We start from the raw sequence: 18,894 nt of genomic DNA, 5'->3' as shown, positions 1-18,894 counted from the left end.
CCTGGTCGAGGATCGCGTTCTGCGGTCGTGCGGAACGGCGCGGGGGCGGCGCGGCTCGCCGGACCTCGGGCCGGCCTCCCCGCCACGTGGGGGGCAGTCGTGCGGTGCGCGGGTGGACGGGGCGGGACGGCGCCGCCGCTCGCGTCGCGGACGGCCGCCCCGCGGCCCTCAGGACAGGGTCAGGTGCGGGAACCGGAACTCGGTGCGTGTGCGGTACTCCTCCCCCGGCCGCAGGACTGTGCTCGGGTACTCCGGTCGGTTCGGCGAGTCGGGAAAGTGCTGGGTCTCCAGGCAGACGGCGCCGTGGCGCTCGTAGGGTTTGGCGTCGGCCCCCGCGAGCGATCCGTCCAGGGCGTTGCCCGTGTAGACCTGTATGCCGGGCTCGGTGGTCCACACGTCCATCCGCCGGCCGCTCTCGGGATCGGCCAGGCGGGCGGCGCGACGCAGCGTCCCCGGGGCGTCGACCGGGGTGAGCACCCAGCAGTGGTCGTAGCCGCCGGCCGCGGTCAGCTGGTCGTCCTTCGCCTCGATCCGGTCGCCGATCGGGTGTGCGGCGCGGAAGTCGAAGGGGGTGCCCGCGGTGGGCGCGAGCGGGCCGAGCGGGATCGCCTCGGCGGTCACCGGCAGGTAGGCGTCGGAGTCGAGTTCCAGAGTGTGGCCGAGCACGTCCCCGTGGCCGGCGCCGGCGAGGTTGAAGTAGGAGTGGTTGGTGAGGTTCACCACGGTGGCGCGGTCGGTGCGGGCCCGGTAGTCGATGGCGAAGGTGCCGCTGCGGTCGAGGCTGTAGGTGACCTGGACGTCCAGGGTGCCGGGGAATCCCATGTCGCCGTCGGCACTGCGCAGTTCCAGGCGCAGCGCGGCGGCATCGGAGCCGTTGCCCGGGGCCGGGGTGCCCTTCCAGACCCGGCGGTGGAAGCCGGCGGGACCGCCGTGCAGCGCCTGGCCGCGGTCGGTGGCGGGTATGTGGTGGGTCTCTCCGTCGAGGGTGAACTCGCCGCGGGCGATGCGGTTGCCGTAGCGGCCGATGAGCGCCCCGAGGTAGGGGTTGGGCGCGGAGTACTCCGCCATGCCGGGCAGGCCGAGCACGATGTCGTCGACGCTCCCGGCGGGTGCCGGAACGCGCAGGCTGGACACGATGCCGCCGTAGGTGAGCACGTCGGCGCTGATCCCGCTGCCGGAGTCCAGCCGCCAGCGGTGCACCGGTGTGCCGTCGGGCGCGGTGCCGAACGGTGAGCCGGTCAGAGTGGGGTGGGATGTCAAGGTCGTCGTCCTCGGTCGTCGGGGCGATGGGGGTGGCGGCACCGGGGGTGCCGGTCAGGTTCTGCGGATCGCGGTGGACTCGCGCACGATCAGCCGGTAGCCGGGCAGGATCCGGCGGGGCGGAAGCGGTTCGGCGTTGCCCCGGTCGGCGATCCGCTCCACCAGGCACTCCACGGCGAGGCGGGCGAGGTCGGACTTGTCGGGGGCGACGGTGCTGAGCGACACCGCTCCGTAGCGTGCCTCCTCGATGTCGTCGAAGCCGACCACCGCGATGTCGTCGGGCACCCGCAGGCCGCGTTCCACCAGGGTGCGCATGGCGCCGAGCGCGACCAGGTCGTTGTAGGCGAAGACGGCGTCGGGACGCTCATCCCGGTCGAGCAGGGCGGCCATCGCGGCGGCGCCGTCGGCCCGGTCGTAGCCCTCGGTGGCCACCACCATCGACTCGTCGGGGGCCAGGCCGGCCGCGGTGATCGCCTCCCGCCAGCCGCGCAGCCGCAGGTGGGCGGGTTGGCGGGCGCTCTCGCGGCGGGCGCCGAGAAAGGCCACCCGGCGCCGTCCGAGGTCGAGCAGATGACGCACCGCGATCCGGGCCGCGCCCACGTTGTCGATCATGATGTGGTCGTAGGGGGCGTCGTACTCGCGCTCGCCCAGCAGCACCATGGGCGGTCCCTCGGGCCGGGCCAGCAGGTCCTCGCGCTCCAGTCCGATCGGGCTGAGGATCAGCCCGTCGATGACGTGCGAGCGGAAGCCCTGCGAGACCAGCAGCTCCTTCTCCCGCAGGCCCGCGGTGTGATCGAGCAGCACCGTCAGGTCGTGCCGGGCCGCCACGTCGATCACCGCGCCCGCGACCTCCGCGAAGTAGGGGTTGCCGAGTTCCGGAATGGCGAGTGTGATCAGGCCGGTGCGGCCCTTGCGGAGGTGACGTGCCGTCAGGTTGGGCCGGTAGCCCAACTCGTCGATGGCCCGCTGGACCCGCGCACGGGTCTGGGGAGTCACGTGCGGGTAGTCGTTGACCACGTTCGACACGGTCTTCACCGACACACCGGCGCGCTGCGCGACATCCTTCAGGCTGACACCCACGGCGATCCTTTCTCGGAGGGTGGAGGATGGTCTCGGCCGTCTGCCGGGCGGCCGTGCGGGCGCGTCGCGTTCGGCGGCCGGTGCTCACTCGAGCCGCTGAGTGCGGCTGAGCAGGGTCTGCATCAGAACTACCACAGCGAGAAACGCGCCGTTCACGGTGTCGGTGAACGCCGAGCCGTACTGCGAGAAGTAGTGATCGATGAGGTTGTGGATGACGGCGAGCAGCAGCACGCCGCTGACGGTGCCGCTGACCGAGCCGCTGCCTCCGGTGAGCAGGGTGCCGCCGATGACCACCGAGGCGATCGCGGTCAGTTCGTAGCCGATGCCGATGGTGGTCACACCCGAGCCCAGGCGCGCACCGCCCAGTGCGCCGGCCGCGGCGGCCAAGGTGCCCGACAGCAGGTAGGCCAGCACCTTGGCGCGGGCCACCGGCAGGCCGAGCAGCAGCGCCGCGTTCTCGTTGCCGCCCATCGCGGTGAGGGTGGCGCCGAAACGGGTGCGGGTCAGCAACAGCGCGCCCAGGGCGAAGAGTACGGCCACGATCAGCACCGGGGTCCAGGTGCCCGCGCCGAGGGAGCGGAAGGCCGAGTGCCGCGGCACGAGGTAGGTGGTCGCGCCCTCGTCGGTGATGGCCTGCATCAGGCCGCGCAGCCCGAGGAGTCCGACGAGACTGACGATGAACGGGGCCATGCGGGCCCGGGCGACGAGCAGTCCCTGCACGGTGCCCCAGGCGGCGCCGACGGCGAGCGGCAGCAGGATCGCGAGCCAGGTGCCGTGCGTGGAGCCGTAGGCCCCGAGCACTCCGCCGAGCGCGTACATGGAGCCGACGGAGAGGTCGATGCCGCCGGTGATGATGACGAAGGTCATGCCGAGGGCCAGCAGCCACACGAAGGCGTTGTTGCCGAGGATGCTGCTGATGTTGGACCAGGTCGGGAAGGTGTCGGAGGTCGCGGAGGCGACGACGACCACCAGCACCAGCACGGCCAGCGCGCCGCGCCGCTGGATCTGCGGGGCGATCCGCTCGCCGAGGGAGGGGCGCGCGGCGTCCGCCCCCGGCCGCGCGGTCGTCAGGACGGTGGAGGTCATCGGGTACCACGCTCCTGGGAGGCGTACACGGCGAAGCAGATGATGGCCGCCTCGACGAGCTGGGTGTACGACGTGTGCACGTTGTGCTGGGTGAGCACCGCGGTGATCAGCTGCATGAACAGGGCTCCGGCGACGGTGCCGAGCACCCGCACCCGGCCCCCGGACAGCGGGGTGCCGCCGACGACGACCGCGGTGATGGCGTTCAGCTCCATGTTCAGGCCCTGGTTGGCGGGGTCGGCCTCGGCGCCGTGGCTGACGATCAGGACGCCGGCCAGCGCGGCGAGCACCCCGGAGATCACGTACACGGTGATCAGCACGCGCCGCACGGGCAGTCCGGACAGCCGGCTGGCCTGCCGGTTGTCGCCGACGGCCACGAGTTGCCTGCCGAACGTCGTACGGCGCACCAGCAGGCCCGTGAGCAGCGCGCACACCGCGGCGATCCACGCCATCTCCGGTACTCCCGCGATGCTGCGCGAGCCGACGCCGAGAATCCCGGACTGGAGGACGGGTTTGGCGGAGTTGCCGTTGATGATCTCGGCCAGGCCCCGGACGCCGATCATCAGCGACAGGGTGGCCACGATCGGCTGGATCCGGGCGAAGGCCACCATCGCGCCGCCGACCGCGCCCGAGACCGCGCCGAGCAGCAGGGCGACCAGCAGTGCGCCGCCGAGTCCGTAACCGGCGTACAGCGGTACGACGGAGGCGGCCAGCGCGATCACGGCGCCGACCGACAGGTCGATGCCCTCCGTGCCGATGACCAGGGACATGCCGAGCGCGACGAGCAGCGTCGGCGCGAGCTGGAAGAGCTGGACGCGGATGTTGCTCATCTCGACGAACGACGCGTCCATGCCGACGGCCACGCAGAACAGCACGACGAGGGCGGCGTAGACGCCGTACTCCTGGAGCAGGCGCAACAGACGGGCGCGGTCGGCGGCGGGGCCGGACCAGGTGAGCGAGGTCATCGCTGGTTCTCCTCGACGGGGGCGGACTCGGATGTCGTGGCCGGCTCCGCGGCGGCGGGCGGCGCGGGGGCCCCGCCCCCGGAGCCGGGCGCACCGGCTTCACCGGCCGTGTCCCCGGGCGCGGTGGCGAGCGCGTCGAGCAGGCCCTCCTCGGTGACCTCCGCGCCGGCGAGGTGCCCGACGACGTGTCCGTCCTTGAGGATCACCACACGGTCGGAGCCCTCGATCAGCTCCTCCAGGTCGGAGGAGATCAACAGCACGCCGAGGCCGTCGCCCGCGAGTTCGTCGATCAGCGCCTGCACCTCGGCCTTCGCGCCGACATCGATCCCTCGGGTCGGTTCGTCGAGCAGCAGCACCTTGGGGTTCAGGCACAGCCAGCGGGCGAGCAGCACCTTCTGCTGGTTGCCGCCGGACAGGTCGCTGACCTTCTGGTCGGGGCCGGAGGCCTTGATCCGCAGCCGCTTCATGAAGAACTCGACGATCTCGTCCTGCTTGGCCTGCGAGACCAGCCCCGCCCGTGACAGGCGCGGCAGCGCGGCGAGCGAGATGTTCTCGCGCACCGACAGGTTGGGGATGATGCCCTCGGTCTTGCGGTCCTCGGCGAGCATCACGACGCCGGTCCGGATCGCGGCGGCGGGACTGCGCCGGCGCATCGCCCGCCCTTCGACCTCGACGGTGCCGCCGTCGGTGGCGAGCGCGCCGACGATCGCCTTCGCGGTCTCGCTGCGACCGGCCCCGAGGAGTCCGCCGAGGCCCACGACCTCGCCGGGGTGGACGTCCAGCGAGACGTCGTGGAGGCGGTGACGGGCCGACAGACCTGTCGCGCGCAGCACGGGCCGGCCTTCCTGACGGTCGTGGCGTTCGGTGTCGAAGGCGGTGGTGCCCTTCTCCCGGACGGTGGACATCTCCCGGCCGAGCATCAGGGAGACCAGCCGCAGCCGCTGGAGTTCGGCGATCGCGCCGGTGTGCACGACCGCTCCGTCGCGCATCACGGTGACCCGGTCGCAGATCGCGTAGAGCTCCTCGATCCGGTGGCTGACGTAGACCACCGCGATGCCCTGCTCCTTCAGGCGGCGGATGACCGAGAAGAGCGTGTCGACCTCCCGCGGTTCGAGGGAGGAGGTCGGCTCGTCCATGATGACCACCCGTGCGTCGATCTGCACCGCACGGGCCAGCGCCACCATCTGCTGTGCGCCCAGCCCCAGGTCGCGCAGCGGGCGGGTGACGTCGACGTGCACGCCGTAGCGGCCGAGCACCTCGGCGGCCTCGCGGTTCATCCGGGCGACGTCGACGAGCCCGAAGCGGCGCGGTTCGCGGCCGAGGTGGAGGTTGCGCGCGACCGACATCAGGGGGACGAGGTTGACCTCCTGGTAGATGGTGGAGATTCCGGCCGCCTGCGCCTCCAGCGGGTTGCGGAAGTCGCGTGCGCGGCCGGTCAGCCGCACCGTGCCGGAGTCCGGTCGGTACACCCCGGTCATCACTTTGATCAGAGTGGACTTGCCCGCGCCGTTCTCGCCGATGAGCGCGTGCACCTCGGCGGGGCGCAGGGCGAACTCCACGTCGCGCAGCGCGTGCACGCCGGCGAAGCTCTTGTTCACCCCGGCGACTTCCAGGACGAAGTCGCCATGGGGGTCGAGGTCCTGCTGGACCACGTCTGCCTCCTCGTACGGGACTGCCGGGTGCGGTGAGGGCGGCGCGGCAGCCGCTGCGGCGGGTCCGGTGGCCGCGGAAGCCGAGCCTCCGCGGCCACCGGAGCCGGCGGGCCGGTCAGTACACCAGGCCCTGGGACAGAGCCTGCTTGGCGTTGTCGGGCGTGAAGTGGCCGTCCTTGATGATCACCCTGCGCTGTACGCCGGTGGTGCCGTAGAAGTCCTGCAACGACTTGAACGCCAGCGGACCGAACCGCGGGTTGGTCTCGATGTCGGCGACGGCCTGGCCGGCGGCTACGTTCTGGACCATCTGCGAGATGCCGTCGATGGTGACGATCTTGACGTCCTTGCCGGGTGTCTTGCCCGCTGACTTGATCGCCTGGATGGCACCGAGGGCCATCTCGTCGTTCTCGGCGTAGACCGCGTTGATGTCGGAGTGCGCCTGGAGCAGCTGCTCCATCACCTTCTGGCCGTCGGTCTGGGCGAAGTTGCCGGTCTGGGAGGCCACGATCTTCATGTTCGGGTATGTGGCCTTGACCTGGTCCTCGAAGCCCTTGGTCCGGTCGGTGGTGACGTTGTTGCCGGGGCTGCCGGTCAGGATCGCCACGTGCGCGCTGCCGTCGGTGGCCTTCGCCAGGTCGTCGGCTGCGATCCGGGCCTGGCCGTAGAAGTCGGAGCCGGCGAAGGCGATGAAGTCGGCGCAGGCGGTGCCGGTGACGGACCGGTCGATGGTGAGCACCGGAATCTTCTTGGCCTTGGCCTTGGCCAGCGCGGGGCCGAGGCCGTCGGAGTTCTCCGGGGCGACGATCAGGACCTTGGCGCCCTGGGCGATCATGTCTTCGATCTGCGAGTTCTGCGCGTTGACGTCGGCGTTGGCGTTGCGCTCGATGAGCTTGACGCCCAACTGCTTCGCCTGCGCCTCGATGCTCTTGGTCTCGGTGGCTCTGAAGGGGTTGCTGGTCGACTCCGACTGCGAGAAGCCGACGACGGTCTTTCCGTCGGTGATGTCGAGCTTGGGAACTCCGCCGCCGTACCTCTGGTACGTGCAGCCCGGGCCGTCGGCGGAGTCGGTGGGTGTCGCGAGCTGCTGGGCGGCCGCGGTGTCGGCGGCGCTCGCACCGGCGTCGGACTTGGGCGAGTCGTCGCCGGTCTTCGTGCAGGCGGTGGCGGCCAGGCACAGGCCGGCGGCCAGTACGGCGGCGGAAACGGCCTTGGACCGGAGGGAGGCGTACATGCGCCGATCACATCCTCGTCGAATAAGTCTGGGCATGCGGGCTCTGGCTGAAGAGCGAAGAGGAATCCGGCCGGGCGGGCTTGCGGATGACCTGGCCTGACGGTTCGTACAACGATGCAGAGGAACAGTGGACGACGGCGCCGAAAGCTGTCAAGACATCAGACCGCGTTGACATCAGTCGACTTGCGCCACCGACCCGTAGGTCCGGTGGCGAGGGAGTCGGTTACGGCTGCCAGGTCTCCCCCAGCCACTCGGCAAGACGCTCCGCCCGTCACATATATGCAGGTCAACGCAGGTATTCACCGAGTCGAACTCAGCTGTGAGGGGACCCAAACACCCGGGATTTACGTCGAGTCCGGAGGGTGGACATGACATCAGGGCTGTGCTGTCATCGTCCTGCTTCAGTTTTCCATCGTTGTAGGAACAGTCTGCGATTCCTGCCGTGTGGTCGATGCCGGACCGCCACGCGTTCCCATGGCTTCTTCCGGCGGACCGGCGCGCCCTTCCAGCTCTCGCGCGTTTTCCCTGCCCTTTCATCGCTTTCCCGAGCGGGTTCCTCCAGGAGAACCGAATGACCCCGAGACACGACAACGCCGGCCTGCCCGCCAACGAGTCGAGCACTCCCGAGTCCGGTACCGGCTCCTGCGCCTCAGCCGGCGGGCTCAGCCGACGCGGCCTGATGCGGTGGACCGGCGCGGCCGGCCTCGGCGCGGCCGGCGCCGGTCTGCTGCCGGGCTTCACACAGGACGCGCAGGCCGCTTCCGCGACGGCGCAGGAGACCGCTGCCCGCGCTTCCTCCGGTGGTCGCTCCCCCGGCCCGGCCGCCCCGTCCTTCGATCCGATCCGCCCCCCGGCCGTGCCGCTGGCCGTCCGCTCGCCCTACCTGAGCACGTGGCTGAACGCCGATCTGCCGGCCGGCCACTGGCCCGCGTTCTGGACCGGCCGCACCACGGCGATGACCGGTGTCATCCGGGTCGACGGCACCAACTACCTGTTCCTGGGCGCACCCAACGTCCCCGGCCACCCGCTCTCCCGCGGCGCCGTGCAGCGCTCGCTGACCCTCACCGCGACCCGCTCGCGGTTCGTCTTCGAGGCCGGCGGCACGGAACTGATCCTGACGTTCCTGTCCCCCGTCGAACCGGGCGACCTGCGCCGCCAGTCGATGCCGCTGTCGTACATCGCCGCGGACGTGCGCAGCCTGGACGGCAAGGCGCACGACGTCGCGCTGTACTTCGACATCTCCGGCGAGTGGGCCTCCGGCAACTCCGGCACGAGAATCCGCTGGTCCCAGGAACAGCTGTCCGGCTCGGGCGGTACGACGGCGACCGCGCTGTCCTTCACTCCCGACAGCCCCGGAGTGCTCAAGGAGAACGGCGACATGGCGTCCTGGGGCACCGTCGTGTGGAGCGCGACGAACCGCTCCGGACTGAGCTGGCAGATCGGCTCGGACACCACCGTGCGCGCCACCGCCCTGGACGGCAAGGCGCTGGCCGACTCCGCCGACACCCGCCAGCCGCGCGCCATCAACGACAGCTGGCCGGTCTTCGCCTTCCGGTTCGACCTCGGCAGCGTCCACGGCTCCACCGGCGCGCTGCTGTCCGTCGGCCACGTCCGCGACCCCGCCGTCGGCTACCTCGGCGAGCAGCTGGCACCCCTGTGGAGGTCGTACTGGCAGAGCTGGCAGGCCATGGCCGCCTTCTTCCACTCCGACGCGGCGGCGGCACAGAAGCGCACCGCGGCCCTGGACCACAAGGTGCGGAAGGAGGCGACGGCCGCGGGCGGTGCCAAGTACGCCGCGCTGTGCGCTCTTTCGCTGCGGCAGGCGTACGCGGGCACCGAACTGGCGAGCCGGAAGGGCAAGCCCTGGGCGTTCCTGAAGGAGATCTCCTCCGACGGCAACGTCTCGACCATCGACGTGACCTATCCGGCGATGCCGGTCTTCCTCTACCTGGACCCGCAGTACCTCGGCCTGCTCCTGGAGCCGCTCTTCGACTACGCGGAGAACGGCGGCTGGCCCAAGAAGTTCGCCGAACACGACCTCGGCTCCAGCTACCCCGACGCGACCGGACACAACGACGGCAACGAGGAGGACATGCCGGTCGAGGAGTCCGCCAACATGCTGCTGATGACGGCCGCCTACCTGGCGCGCAGCAGCTCCGCCACGGCCCGCTCCTTCGCGTCCGCCCACTACGCGATCCTCAAGCAGTGGGCCGACTACCTCGTGGACAACACGCTCGACCCGGGCTACCAGAACCAGACCGACGACTTCACCGGCTTCATCGCGCACAGCGCCAACCTCGCCCTGAAGGGCATCCTGGCCATCGGCGCCATGGGGAAGATCGCGACCGCGGCAGGCAACTCCTCGGACGCCGACCACTACACGCGCATCGCCCGCGACTACATCGGCCAGTGGGTGGACAAGGCCCAGGACACCGACGGGGACCACCTCAAGCTGGCCTACGACCAGCCCGGCACCTGGAGCCTGAAGTACAACGGCTACCCCGACGCGCTGCTGGGGCTGAACCTCGTGCCGCGCGAGGTGGCGCAGCGGGAGGGCGACTGGTACCTGTCGCAGGCCAACCAGTTCGGCATCCCGCTGGATGTGCGGCACAGCTACACCAAGGGCGACTGGGAGATGTGGACGGCCGCGTGGCTGCACGACCACCCGGTCAGCGACCTGCTGGTCTCCACGCTCTACCAGTTCGCGAACGCCTCCCCCTCGCGCGTGCCGTTCACCGACTGGTACGACACCACGGCGAACACGCAGAGCGGCTTCCAGGCCCGCCCGGTGGTCGGCGGCGTCTTCGCCCTGCTGAGCCTGCGCTCGTAACGGTCCACCCCTGTGTCCGGCGGTGGTCCGCCATCGCCGGACGCGGGGGTGACGATCCCGGCCGCCGCAGAAACAATGCCCCTGTTTGCGGCAAATAAGCCCGCATGACCTATCATCGGCGGATGATCTTCATCGTAGTCAAGTTCCCCGTAAAGCCCGAACACGTCGAGGAATGGCCGAAGCACGTCGAGGCCTTCACCCAGGCCACCCGCGCCGAACCCGGCAACCTGTGGTTCGAGTGGTCCCGCAGCCTGGAGGACCCCCACACCTACGTCCTCGTCGAGGCCTTCCAGGACGGCACCGGCGAGGCCCACGTCAATTCGGACCACTTCCGCGCCGGCCTGGAAGCGATGCGCCCCCTGCTGCGCCGCACCCCCGACATCGTGAGCACCACGATCGAGGGAGCGAACGGCTGGAACGCGATGGGCGAGCTCACCATCGACTGACAGGCTCACAGCTGACGGGCTCGCTTGGCCCGCCGTCGGCGACTACCGGCGTGCGGCCAGGAACGGCAGGACGACGGCGGCCATCTCGTCGGGTACTTCCTCCGCGAGGTCGTGGCCCGCGTCGAAGACGTGTCCGGTGACGTCGTGGGCCACGAACCGTGCCTGTTCCGCGTTGCGCTCGCCGATGAAGGCCGAGCCGCCGAGCGCCAGCACGGGGATGTCCAGCTTGTTCCGGGCGGCCTCCCGGTTCTGTTCGGCGTCGGTGAGCATCGCCCGGTAGACGGCGAGCATGGCGCGGATGCCGCCGGGCAGGGAGTAGCAGCGCACGTACTCCTCGACGGCGTCGGGGGTGGCGGTGTCGGGATGGCTGCGCTCATTCTTGATCATGTAGGTGATCAGCTCGCGTTCGTGTCCGGAGATCAGCATCTCGGGCACGTCGGGCTGGAAATAGAAGCCAAGGTGCCACAGGTGCATGCCGGCGGCGTTCTCGGGGGTGAGGGCCGTGTGGTCCTCGAAGCCGAAGCCGGGGAGCAGCGCCTCCGCGAAGACGAGGGAGGTGACGTGGTCGCGGTGGCGGGCGGCGAGCTGGTATCCGATCACCGCGCCCCAGTCCTCGCCGATCACGGCGTAGGTCTCGTGGCCGAGGCGGGCCATCAGCTCGGCGATGTCGTCGCTCATCGTCGCGCAGTCGTAGCCGTCCGCGGGGCGGGCGGAGTCGCCGAGACCGCGCAGGTCGGGCACGACGACGGTGTGGTGAGGCGTCAGCTTCGGGGCCAGGTGGCGCCAGTGATAGCCGGTCTTCGGCACTCCGTGCAGCAGCACGACGGCGGGGCCTGAACCGGCCGTCCGGTAGTGGAGGCTGGTTCCGTTGACGGCGGCACGGCCGGTGCGCAGGGGTGCTCCGTCATGGTCGTACATCATGGGACATCCACTTTCTTGAGCGTCCGTTACAGAATTTGGACATGGAAAGGTCCGGCCCTGGCCGGGCGAGCCGGTCAGTCGAGAGTGGTCAGCGCGACGTCGATGAGGGGGTCGAGGGCGCGCGGGTCCGGGGTGATCTTCGAGGAGACCAGCAGGCCGTTCAGGAAGGTGACGAGGAAGGCCGCGATCGTGTGCGGGTCGTGCCGTTCGGCGATCTCGCCCCGGTCCCTGGCGGCCCGCAGCACCTCGGTCAGCGCCTCCCGGGTCGCGTCCTGCATGTCGCGCACGGTGCGCCGCGTCGCCGCGTCCTGGGGCAGCCGCTCGCAGACGGCGTTGACGGCCAGACAGCCCTGACCGTCGCGCTCGACGGCGATGCGGATCCGCTCCGTCAGCAGCGTACGGATCGCCGCGCGAACGTCCGCCCCCTCCTTCAGACCACGCAGGGCGGCGGCCGCCAGGGTGGTGCGGTAGTGCTCCAGCGCGGCCCGGTACAGGCCGTCCTTGTCGCCGAACGCCGCGTACAGGGATCCCTGTCCGATCCCCAGGTGCTGGGTGAGGTCGCGCACCGAGGTCGCCTCGTAGCCGCGCGTCCAGAACAGCTCCATGGCGCGGCTCACCGCCGCCTCGGTGTCGAACTCCCGGGTCCTTGCCATGGCTCCACCGTAAACTATCTGGATCGATCGCTCAAGAAAGGGAGTGCGCGCGGGGCCTAGCGGACCTGGGCACTTCGCCGCCGGCGGTGGCCAGGCGGAACCGAGGCCGATGGATCGTGGATGATCAGGTGTCCGGTCGGGTCGGGGGAGGAGGCAGAGTTGAGCGTCACGGGTGTGTGGGTCATCGGGGCCCTGGCCGACGAGAAGATCAAGGACCTGCTGCGCACCGCGGTGCGGGCGCACCCGCCGAAGCCGGTAGCAGCGCAGGCTGGTGTGCTCGAAGGGTTGGCCTGGTGGCGGAGCAAGGCAGCGGAGTCCTTGTTCGTCATGTCCAGGACCGCTCCGGACAGTTGGGTCGCTGCTGAGGACGCCTCGCGGCTCAGCGAGTTCATCGACGGCTGCTATGACGACTCCGATCCCGTGGAGGCGCTGCGCGACGCGGTCATGGACCAGTTTCCGCCCGAGGGAGACGAGGGCCTGTTCACGGCCGTGGCGCGCAAAGCGAGCCCGTTCTCGGCCTTGGCGTACGCGCTCGGTCCCGATGCGGTGCTGCGGCTGCCGGGCTGGTTCGGGGACTTCCTGCTGGATGCCGAACAGGTCCGGGCGCGGCTCCCCGCGGCCGAGGAGGCCCTCACCCTGACCGGAGCCCGGCGGCAGCACGCCGTCGAGCGGATCCGCGCATGGATGACCGGACTGGGTGACGCTCCCGACCATGACGCGGACGAACTGATCGACGGCCCGCTGCGCGTGCTCCGGCACGCTGCCCGTAGCGGGCAGGGTGCGGCCGGCCAAGTCCGCTGGTACTGAGGCGACCGAACGCTCGGGGCAAGCGCCGCCGCGTCGGGCGGTGGCGGCTGCCGCCGGCGTGCGGGAGCCGCGAAGTCGTGATCAGTGACGGTACGCGGTTGTCGCGATCTCGATGAAGGACCGGATCAACGGGTTGGTGTCACCTTCCTTCCACACCGCCACCACTCGGCTCGGCGGCATGTCGGTCAGCGGCACCACGGCCAGCTCCGCGGGCAGATCGTGCCCGAGCGGGGCCAGGCCGACCGTGCCGTTCCACAGCACGGTCTGCAGGCACTCCTGGACGGCGCGCACCACGGGGCCCTCGCGCGGCCTGCCACCGTTCCAGTACGACTGCCAGACGGGATCGGTGCCCTGCGGGAACTGGAACCAGCGGCGGTCGTTCAGTTCGGCCAGCCGCAGCCCGTCGCGGCGGGCCAGCGGATCGTCGGCGCGCAGGACCACGCCGACCGGATCGTTCCGCAGCGCGCGCACCGTCAGGGCAGTCACGTCGAACGGTGCCCGTGTCAGCGCGACGTCGACCAGTCCGGCGCGCAGCCCGCAGGTGGGGTCGGTCAGGTCGGTGTCGCGGATGCGGATGTCGATGCCGGGGTGGTTTCGGCGGAAGGCGGCGGCCAGCCTGGCCACTCCAGGGTCGGTGCCGTCGCCCAGGATGCCGATGGTGATGGTCGCGAGGCCGGCCGCCGCGGCCACGCGTTCCCGGACGCGGTCGGCGTGGTCGAGCAGGGCCCGCGCCTCGTCGAGCAGCACGGTGCCCGCCGGCGTGAGCGTGACGCCCGCGGGTGAGCGGGCGAAGAGCAGGGCACCGACACCGGCCTCCAACTGCTTGATCGCCCGGCTCAGCGGCGGCTGACTCATGTGCAGCCGGGTGGCGGCCCGGCCGAAGTGGAGTTCCTCGGCGACCGCCACGAAGTAACGCAAGGTCCGTAGCTCCACGCTGCCACGATACCCACCAGGTATCGGCGCTGCGGAACAGGTCTTGGACAGATGCGGGGGCCCGGCGGTGGACTCGTGAGCATGACCGAAGAAGCGAAGACCAGCGAGCCGCAGCCCCGACCCGCCGTATCGGTGATCGGGCCAGGCGACGGCGAGACGATCGTTCTGGGCCCCACGCGCATGCGGGTTCTGGAGGACGGCAGCCACACCGGGCACCGCCTCGCGATCGCCGAGTCCGTTCTCGCCCCGCACACCCAAGGACCGCCGCAGCACCGCCACGCCCGACATGACGAGGGCTTCTACGTCCTGTCCGGCACCGTACGGTTCACCGTCGGGGACGAGAACTACGACGCGGTGACGGGCACGCTCGTGATGGTGCCGCCCGGTACCCCGCACACCTTCGCCAACCCGACGGACCAACCCGCCGTCATGCTCAGCACCTTCACCCCCGACCTGTACGTGCAGTACTTCCGGGACCTCCAGGAAGTACTCGCCGACGGCCGGCCGATGACGCCACAGGCCAACATCGACGCGATGAGCCGCTACGCGACCGAACCCGCCACCGATCCCGCCTGAAGCCGGGTCGAGTCAGCCGGTGTGGCCGGAGTGGCCCTGGGCCAGCAGCGTGTGCCAGGCCAGTGGCCCACGCGACCGTATCGGAGTCGTCGGGCGGGAGGAAACCTGCCCGGCGCCTGCGACGGACCTGTGAGATGCGGCGCCTCGGCTGTCGCCCGCGTGCCGGTTTCGCGGCCTTCTGTGCAGGGCCCGCCCACGCGCGGCACGACAGCGGCGGGCGAGTACCGGCCGGGGCGGGCCATCGGCCCGCCCCTGGAGCGATCCGCAGGTGTCGCGATCACGGATCGGCTCCGCCACCGGCGTCCAAGGTGGCTCGGACGACGCCTAGTTGATGCAGAGTCCGTTGCACACGTACTGCCAGAAGGCTCCGCAGCCGCGATACATCTGGCAGCCACCTTGGCCGTACTGGCAGTGGGTGGCGTTCGTGCACTGGTCGTCCTCGTCCGTGCAGGTGCAGGCCCCGCCCGCGGGGCGCGCAGCGGCCTCCGCGGCCTCGGTCGGGCCGAGGGTGCCGAGCAGTGCGCTGCGGCCGTCCGGACCGAAGGCTTCGGAGGCGGACCGGCTGAGTCGCTTCAGGGCGGGGGTGGCCGCTGTCCTGTCGTCGTCGGCGAAGTGGCTCGGTGCGGAGGCCCAGGCGACTGCCTGGTCGTAGACGGCTCGCTGTTCCGGCGTCATGTCGGGCCGGGTGGCACGGTAGTGCTCCAGGTGTTCGAGCCACATCCGGCTGCGGGTCTTCGCGGACAGTTCGCCGTAGATGGCGCGGCGGTAGACGAGCGGATAGGCCACCAGGTCGCCGTAGCGCTGCGGCAGATTGTTCTTGTTGCGCTGCGCCCAGGCCAGCGCGGTCCGGCAGGAGTCCTCCGCGAACGCCGGTGTCCGGCCGAGGAGGACGATCCCGGCCGCCACCGCCGCACCGGTCCCCAGCCGCAGGAACTGCGAGCGCCCCATGGCGTCGCCGTGTCCGGGTGCCGGCAGGGGGCGTCGGCTCTCCTGCCGGAGCCGGCCCAGTCCGCGCAGCACGGCCGTCGTCGAACGAACACCCAGGTGCCGCACGAGCGGGAGCGCCATGGCCGCCCCGGTCCACAGGCGCGCCTTGCCACCGGTGGCCTTGATCAACGTCGGCGCGGGCGGCGCTTCTTCACCCAGATGGGCCGTACGCCACTGCCGTACCTCGGTGTCGGACAGCGGCAGCACTTCGAGCTTCCCGTCGCCCGCGTGCCGCACGGTGGCGGCGATCTGGCGACACGTCGCGCACGAGGCGTCGAACGCGAGAATCCACCGCACCCGCGGCGGCGTGGCCGTGTTGTCGTTCACATTTCCTCCTTGGCTTTCCGGATTTTCCGAAGGGACTTCTTCGGGACTTCTCCGCGTGACGTCGCGTCCCGTGTGCGTGGCACCCACCCGACGTTTTCGGCGCCCGCGCTTTCGGATTCCTCGAACTCTTCGTGGACGGCCTGTGGCAGTTCCCCGGACATGTCTAGCCCTTGCGGGTTGTTCGGCTTCGGAGGACTGGTGCCGAACAAACGGATACCGAAAAATGTGGTCTTACAGCACACGTGGGGGGAGGTGCGGGCATGCCGCGAGGCGAGCGTCCGCTCGATGCGGGAGACGGTCCGTTACTGCGCTTTGCCGCCAGGCTGCGGGAACTGCGCCACAAGGCGGGCAGCCCGGCATACCGGCAGATGGCCGAACGCGCCCATTACTCGGTTTCGACGCTTTCGGAGGCGGCGGCCGGTCGTCGGCTTCCGACGCTTGCCGTAACACTCGCTTATGTGTGCGCCTGTGGCGGGGACCCGCTGGAGTGGGAGCGCATCTGGCAGGAGACGGCAGCCGATATGGACGTGCCGGAGCTGCCCGCCGCGGAGCCCGGGCAACGAGCGCCCTACGCGGGGCTTGCGGCATTCCGGACGGAGGACGCGGAGTGGTTCTTCGGCCGGGAGCGGCTGGTGGACCAGGTGCTGCGGAGGCTCCGGGGACAGCGGTTCGTCGTGGTGATCGGTGCGTCGGGATCCGGGAAGTCGTCGCTCCTGCGGGCCGGGCTCGTGCCGGCACTGGAGCAGCGGACGGTGGTGTTCACCCCCGGCCCGCGTCCTCTGGAGGAGTGCGCGATCCACATCGCGGCGATGGCGGGCGGCACCCCCGGGCGATGGTACGAGGAACTCTCCGCCGATCCCGCGAACCTGCACCGCGCGCTGCGCCGAACACTCACGGCGGAGCCACCCGGGAGTGAAGTCGTGCTCGTCGTCGACCAGTTCGAGGAGACCTTCACCCAGGGCACCGCGGAGGACGCCGTCTTCATCAGCGCGCTGGTGACCGCCGCACGGGCGCCGAACAGCCGCTGCCGGGTCGTGCTGGGAGTCCGCGCCGACTTCTACGCCCACTGCACCCGCCACCCCGACCTGGTGGAGGTGTTGCGCGACGCACAGGTGCCGGTGGGTCCGATGAGCCTGGAGGAACTGCGCTGCGCGATCGTCCGGCCCGCCGTACGATCCGGGCTCACCGTCGAGGGAGCGCTGCTCGCCACGCTGACCGCCCAGGCCCAGGGCCGGCCGGGCGTCCTTCCTCTGCTGTCGCACGCCCTGCTGGAGACCTGGCGGCGGCGGCGCGGCAACGCCCTCACCCTGGACGGCTTCCGGGCCACCGGCGGGCTGGAAGGTGCCCTGGCCCGTACCGCCGAGACCTTCTACGACGGTCTCACCGCGGCGCAGCGCGACGTGGCCAGGCAGGTCTTCACCCGGCTGACCGCGCTCGGGGAGGGCACCGAAGACACCCGCCGCAGGATGACGAAGACCGAACTCGATCCCACGCCCGACGTCCGCGTCGTCCTCGACCGCGCGGCGGCCGCGCGGCTGCTCCTGCTGGACCACGACCGGATCGAGCTGGCCCACGAGGCCCTGATCCGCTGCTGGCCCCGGCTGCACCAGTGGCTCACCCGGGACCGGGAAGCGCTGCGCATCCAGCGGCGGCTGACCGAGGCGACCGACCTCTGGGAGTCGCTGGACCGGGACCCCGGCGCCCTGTACCGGGGTGCGACCCTCGCCATGGCCCAACACGCCACTCTGACTCCGAGCCGCCGTGAGCAGGCGTTTCTACGGGCCGGCGTCGAGGCCGCGGCCATCGAGGCCGCGCGAGGACAGCGCCGGACCCGCCGTACGCGGCAGCTCGCCACACTGCTCGCCGTACTCCTGGTGGCCGCGGTCGGCGCCGTCACCGTCGCGGTACGGGCCCAGCAGCAGCTCACCCGGCAGCGCGACACGGCGCTGGCCCGGGAGTCGTCGGACCAGGCGGTGGCGCTGCGGACGACCCGGCCCGCGCTGGCGGCGCAGCTCAGCCTCGCAGCCCTGCGGCTGGTGCCGGGGGCGGCGGAGCAGGACGGACTCATCAGCACGATGTCGGTGGCCCTGCCGAACGACCCCGGGCAGGCGGGCCACACACAGGCCGTCAGCTCCGTCGCGTTCCGGCCGAACGGCGGCTGGGTGGCCACCGGCGGCTTCGACCACACGGTACGGCTGTGGGACATCACCGACCCGCTCCACCCGGTCCCGGGACCCGGTGCCCTGCCCCACCCGGACATCGTCACCGGAGTCGCCTTCGGCCCGGACGGGCGTCTCCTGGCCACCGCGGGACGCGACCGCACGGTCCGGCTGTGGGACGTCCGCGACGTACGCCGCCCGGTCCTGGTGCGGACCCTGACCGGGCACCGCGACATCGTCTTCTCGGTGGCCTTCAGTCCCGACGGGCGGATGCTCGCCTCCGGCAGCTACGACCACACCGTGCGGCTGTGGAACGTCGCCGACCCCTCCCGGGCCCGGTTGCTGTCGGCCCTGACCGGCCACCGGCTCAACGTCAAGCCGGTGGTCTTCAGTCCGGACGGCCGACTGCTCGCCTCGGGCAGCGACGACCACACGGTACGGCTGTGGAACATCGCCGACGGCCGGCGCCCCCGCCCCCTCGGTGTGCTGGAGGGCCATCGCGACTTCGTCGACGCCGTCGCGATCAGCCCGGACGGCCGGACACTGGCCTCCGGCAGCGACGACCGCACGATCCGGCTGTGGAACATCGCCGACCCACGACGTCCAGTGCCGCTGAAGGCCCTCACGGGCCACGCCGACGTGGTCACCTCCGTGGCCTTCAGCCCGGACGGACGACTGCTCCTGTCGGGCAGCAACGACCGTACGGCACGCCTGTGGGACATGACCGACCCGCGCGGGGCGCATCCGCGGCACGTCCTGACCGGCCACCTCGGCGCCGTCAACGCCGTGGCCTTCAGCCCGAACGGACGGCTGCTGTTCACCGGCAGCGCCGACCACACCGCCCAGCTCTGGCAACCGGACGTGGCACACGCGGCGGCGCTGGCGTGTTCGTTGCGGGCCCATCCCACCATCACGGAGCAGCAGTGGCGCGCTCACCTGCCAGGCGTCGCCTACCGGCCCCCATGCGAGCACGGCTGACACCGA

The 18,894-nt window shown here is 71.1% G+C and carries 15 protein-coding genes; 5 read left to right on the top strand and 10 right to left on the bottom strand.

What is annotated here, in order from left to right; translation table 11 throughout:
* Window positions 1-168 precede the first annotated feature (168 nt).
* The 6 genes from BLW85_RS36850 to BLW85_RS36825 form a co-directional block, all read right to left on the bottom strand.
* Window positions 169-1,260 (bottom strand): aldose epimerase family protein, encoded by a 1,092-nt coding sequence (locus BLW85_RS36850; RefSeq protein WP_074995793.1) that lies wholly within the window; start codon window positions 1,258-1,260, stop codon window positions 169-171.
* 54 nt (window positions 1,261-1,314) lie between these two features.
* Window positions 1,315-2,340: a LacI family DNA-binding transcriptional regulator gene (locus BLW85_RS36845; RefSeq protein ID WP_070025827.1), complete on the bottom strand. Its 1,026-nt coding sequence runs from the start codon at window positions 2,338-2,340 to the stop codon at window positions 1,315-1,317.
* Window positions 2,341-2,424: 84 nt separating this feature from the next.
* On the bottom strand, window positions 2,425-3,426 hold the full coding sequence (locus BLW85_RS36840) for an ABC transporter permease (RefSeq protein ID WP_070025828.1): 1,002 nt from the start codon (window positions 3,424-3,426) through the stop codon (window positions 2,425-2,427).
* Window positions 3,423-4,388 (bottom strand): ABC transporter permease, encoded by a 966-nt coding sequence (locus BLW85_RS36835; protein WP_070025829.1) that lies wholly within the window; start codon window positions 4,386-4,388, stop codon window positions 3,423-3,425. The genes BLW85_RS36840 and BLW85_RS36835 overlap by 4 nt, the downstream gene beginning before the upstream one ends.
* Complete coding sequence (locus BLW85_RS36830; RefSeq protein WP_074995792.1) at window positions 4,385-6,040, bottom strand: sugar ABC transporter ATP-binding protein; 1,656 nt, start codon at window positions 6,038-6,040, stop codon at window positions 4,385-4,387. Before BLW85_RS36830 ends, BLW85_RS36835 begins: the two co-directional genes overlap by 4 nt.
* Window positions 6,041-6,155: 115 nt before the next feature.
* On the bottom strand, window positions 6,156-7,271 hold the full coding sequence (locus BLW85_RS36825) for an ABC transporter substrate-binding protein (protein WP_074995791.1): 1,116 nt from the start codon (window positions 7,269-7,271) through the stop codon (window positions 6,156-6,158).
* 571 nt (window positions 7,272-7,842) lie between these two features.
* On the opposite strand from BLW85_RS36825, the gene BLW85_RS36820 reads away from it, so the two are divergent.
* On the top strand, window positions 7,843-10,101 hold the full coding sequence (locus tag BLW85_RS36820) for a glutaminase family protein (RefSeq protein WP_074995790.1): 2,259 nt from the start codon (window positions 7,843-7,845) through the stop codon (window positions 10,099-10,101).
* A 122-nt stretch (window positions 10,102-10,223) separates the two neighbouring features.
* A complete protein-coding gene (locus tag BLW85_RS36815; protein ID WP_074995789.1) occupies window positions 10,224-10,547 on the top strand; it encodes a putative quinol monooxygenase in 324 nt (107 codons plus the stop codon).
* Between the two features lie 42 nt (window positions 10,548-10,589).
* Here BLW85_RS36815 and BLW85_RS36810 read toward each other — a convergent pair whose 3' ends face one another.
* Both BLW85_RS36810 and BLW85_RS36805 read right to left on the bottom strand, forming a co-directional pair.
* Window positions 10,590-11,468: an alpha/beta fold hydrolase gene (locus tag BLW85_RS36810; protein ID WP_074995788.1), complete on the bottom strand. Its 879-nt coding sequence runs from the start codon at window positions 11,466-11,468 to the stop codon at window positions 10,590-10,592.
* Between the two features lie 74 nt (window positions 11,469-11,542).
* Window positions 11,543-12,121: a TetR/AcrR family transcriptional regulator gene (locus BLW85_RS36805; protein WP_074995787.1), complete on the bottom strand. Its 579-nt coding sequence runs from the start codon at window positions 12,119-12,121 to the stop codon at window positions 11,543-11,545.
* 159 nt (window positions 12,122-12,280) lie between these two features.
* Here BLW85_RS36805 and BLW85_RS36800 point away from each other — a divergent pair, with 159 nt between their 5' ends.
* Entirely contained in the window at window positions 12,281-12,928 is a 648-nt protein-coding gene (locus tag BLW85_RS36800) for a hypothetical protein (protein WP_143060495.1), read from the top strand.
* Between the two features lie 81 nt (window positions 12,929-13,009).
* On the opposite strand, the gene BLW85_RS36795 is transcribed toward BLW85_RS36800, so the two are convergent.
* Window positions 13,010-13,861, bottom strand: a complete 852-nt coding sequence (locus BLW85_RS36795) for a LysR family transcriptional regulator (RefSeq protein ID WP_244174991.1) — start codon at window positions 13,859-13,861, stop codon at window positions 13,010-13,012.
* A gap of 81 nt (window positions 13,862-13,942) precedes the next feature.
* Between BLW85_RS36795 and BLW85_RS36790 the strand changes: the two genes are divergently transcribed.
* Window positions 13,943-14,437 carry a cupin domain-containing protein gene (locus BLW85_RS36790; RefSeq protein WP_208624938.1) on the top strand — a complete coding sequence of 165 codons (495 nt, stop codon included), beginning with the start codon at window positions 13,943-13,945 and terminating at the stop codon, window positions 14,435-14,437.
* Window positions 14,438-14,761: 324 nt separating this feature from the next.
* On the opposite strand, the gene BLW85_RS36785 is transcribed toward BLW85_RS36790, so the two are convergent.
* Entirely contained in the window at window positions 14,762-15,751 is a 990-nt protein-coding gene (locus BLW85_RS36785; protein WP_074995784.1) for a bacteriocin fulvocin C-related protein, read from the bottom strand.
* Window positions 15,752-16,272: 521 nt separating this feature from the next.
* Here BLW85_RS36785 and BLW85_RS36780 point away from each other — a divergent pair.
* Window positions 16,273-18,888 (top strand): WD40 repeat domain-containing protein, encoded by a 2,616-nt coding sequence (locus BLW85_RS36780; protein WP_244174990.1) that lies wholly within the window; start codon window positions 16,273-16,275, stop codon window positions 18,886-18,888.
* Window positions 18,889-18,894: the final 6 nt, after the last annotated feature.

This window comes from Streptomyces misionensis (genome assembly GCF_900104815.1).
Classification (GTDB): Bacteria; Actinomycetota; Actinomycetes; order Streptomycetales; family Streptomycetaceae; genus Streptomyces; species Streptomyces misionensis.
Note: the sequence above shows the minus strand (reverse complement) of the source record. Positions and strands in the feature narration are given on the sequence as shown.

Coding starts and splice junctions, on each gene's coding strand:
- BLW85_RS36840 (WP_070025828.1), bottom strand. CDS start 3,426: ATGACCTCCACCGTCCTGACGACCGCGCGGCCGGGGGCGGACGCCGCG.
- BLW85_RS36835 (WP_070025829.1), bottom strand. CDS start 4,388: ATGACCTCGCTCACCTGGTCCGGCCCCGCCGCCGACCGCGCCCGTCTG.
- BLW85_RS36825 (WP_074995791.1), bottom strand. CDS start 7,271: ATGTACGCCTCCCTCCGGTCCAAGGCCGTTTCCGCCGCCGTACTGGCC.
- BLW85_RS36820 (WP_074995790.1), top strand. CDS start 7,843: ATGACCCCGAGACACGACAACGCCGGCCTGCCCGCCAACGAGTCGAGC.
- BLW85_RS36815 (WP_074995789.1), top strand. CDS start 10,224: ATGATCTTCATCGTAGTCAAGTTCCCCGTAAAGCCCGAACACGTCGAG.
- BLW85_RS36810 (WP_074995788.1), bottom strand. CDS start 11,468: ATGATGTACGACCATGACGGAGCACCCCTGCGCACCGGCCGTGCCGCC.
- BLW85_RS36805 (WP_074995787.1), bottom strand. CDS start 12,121: ATGGCAAGGACCCGGGAGTTCGACACCGAGGCGGCGGTGAGCCGCGCC.
- BLW85_RS36790 (WP_208624938.1), top strand. CDS start 13,943: ATGACCGAAGAAGCGAAGACCAGCGAGCCGCAGCCCCGACCCGCCGTA.
- BLW85_RS36780 (WP_244174990.1), top strand. CDS start 16,273: ATGGACGTGCCGGAGCTGCCCGCCGCGGAGCCCGGGCAACGAGCGCCC.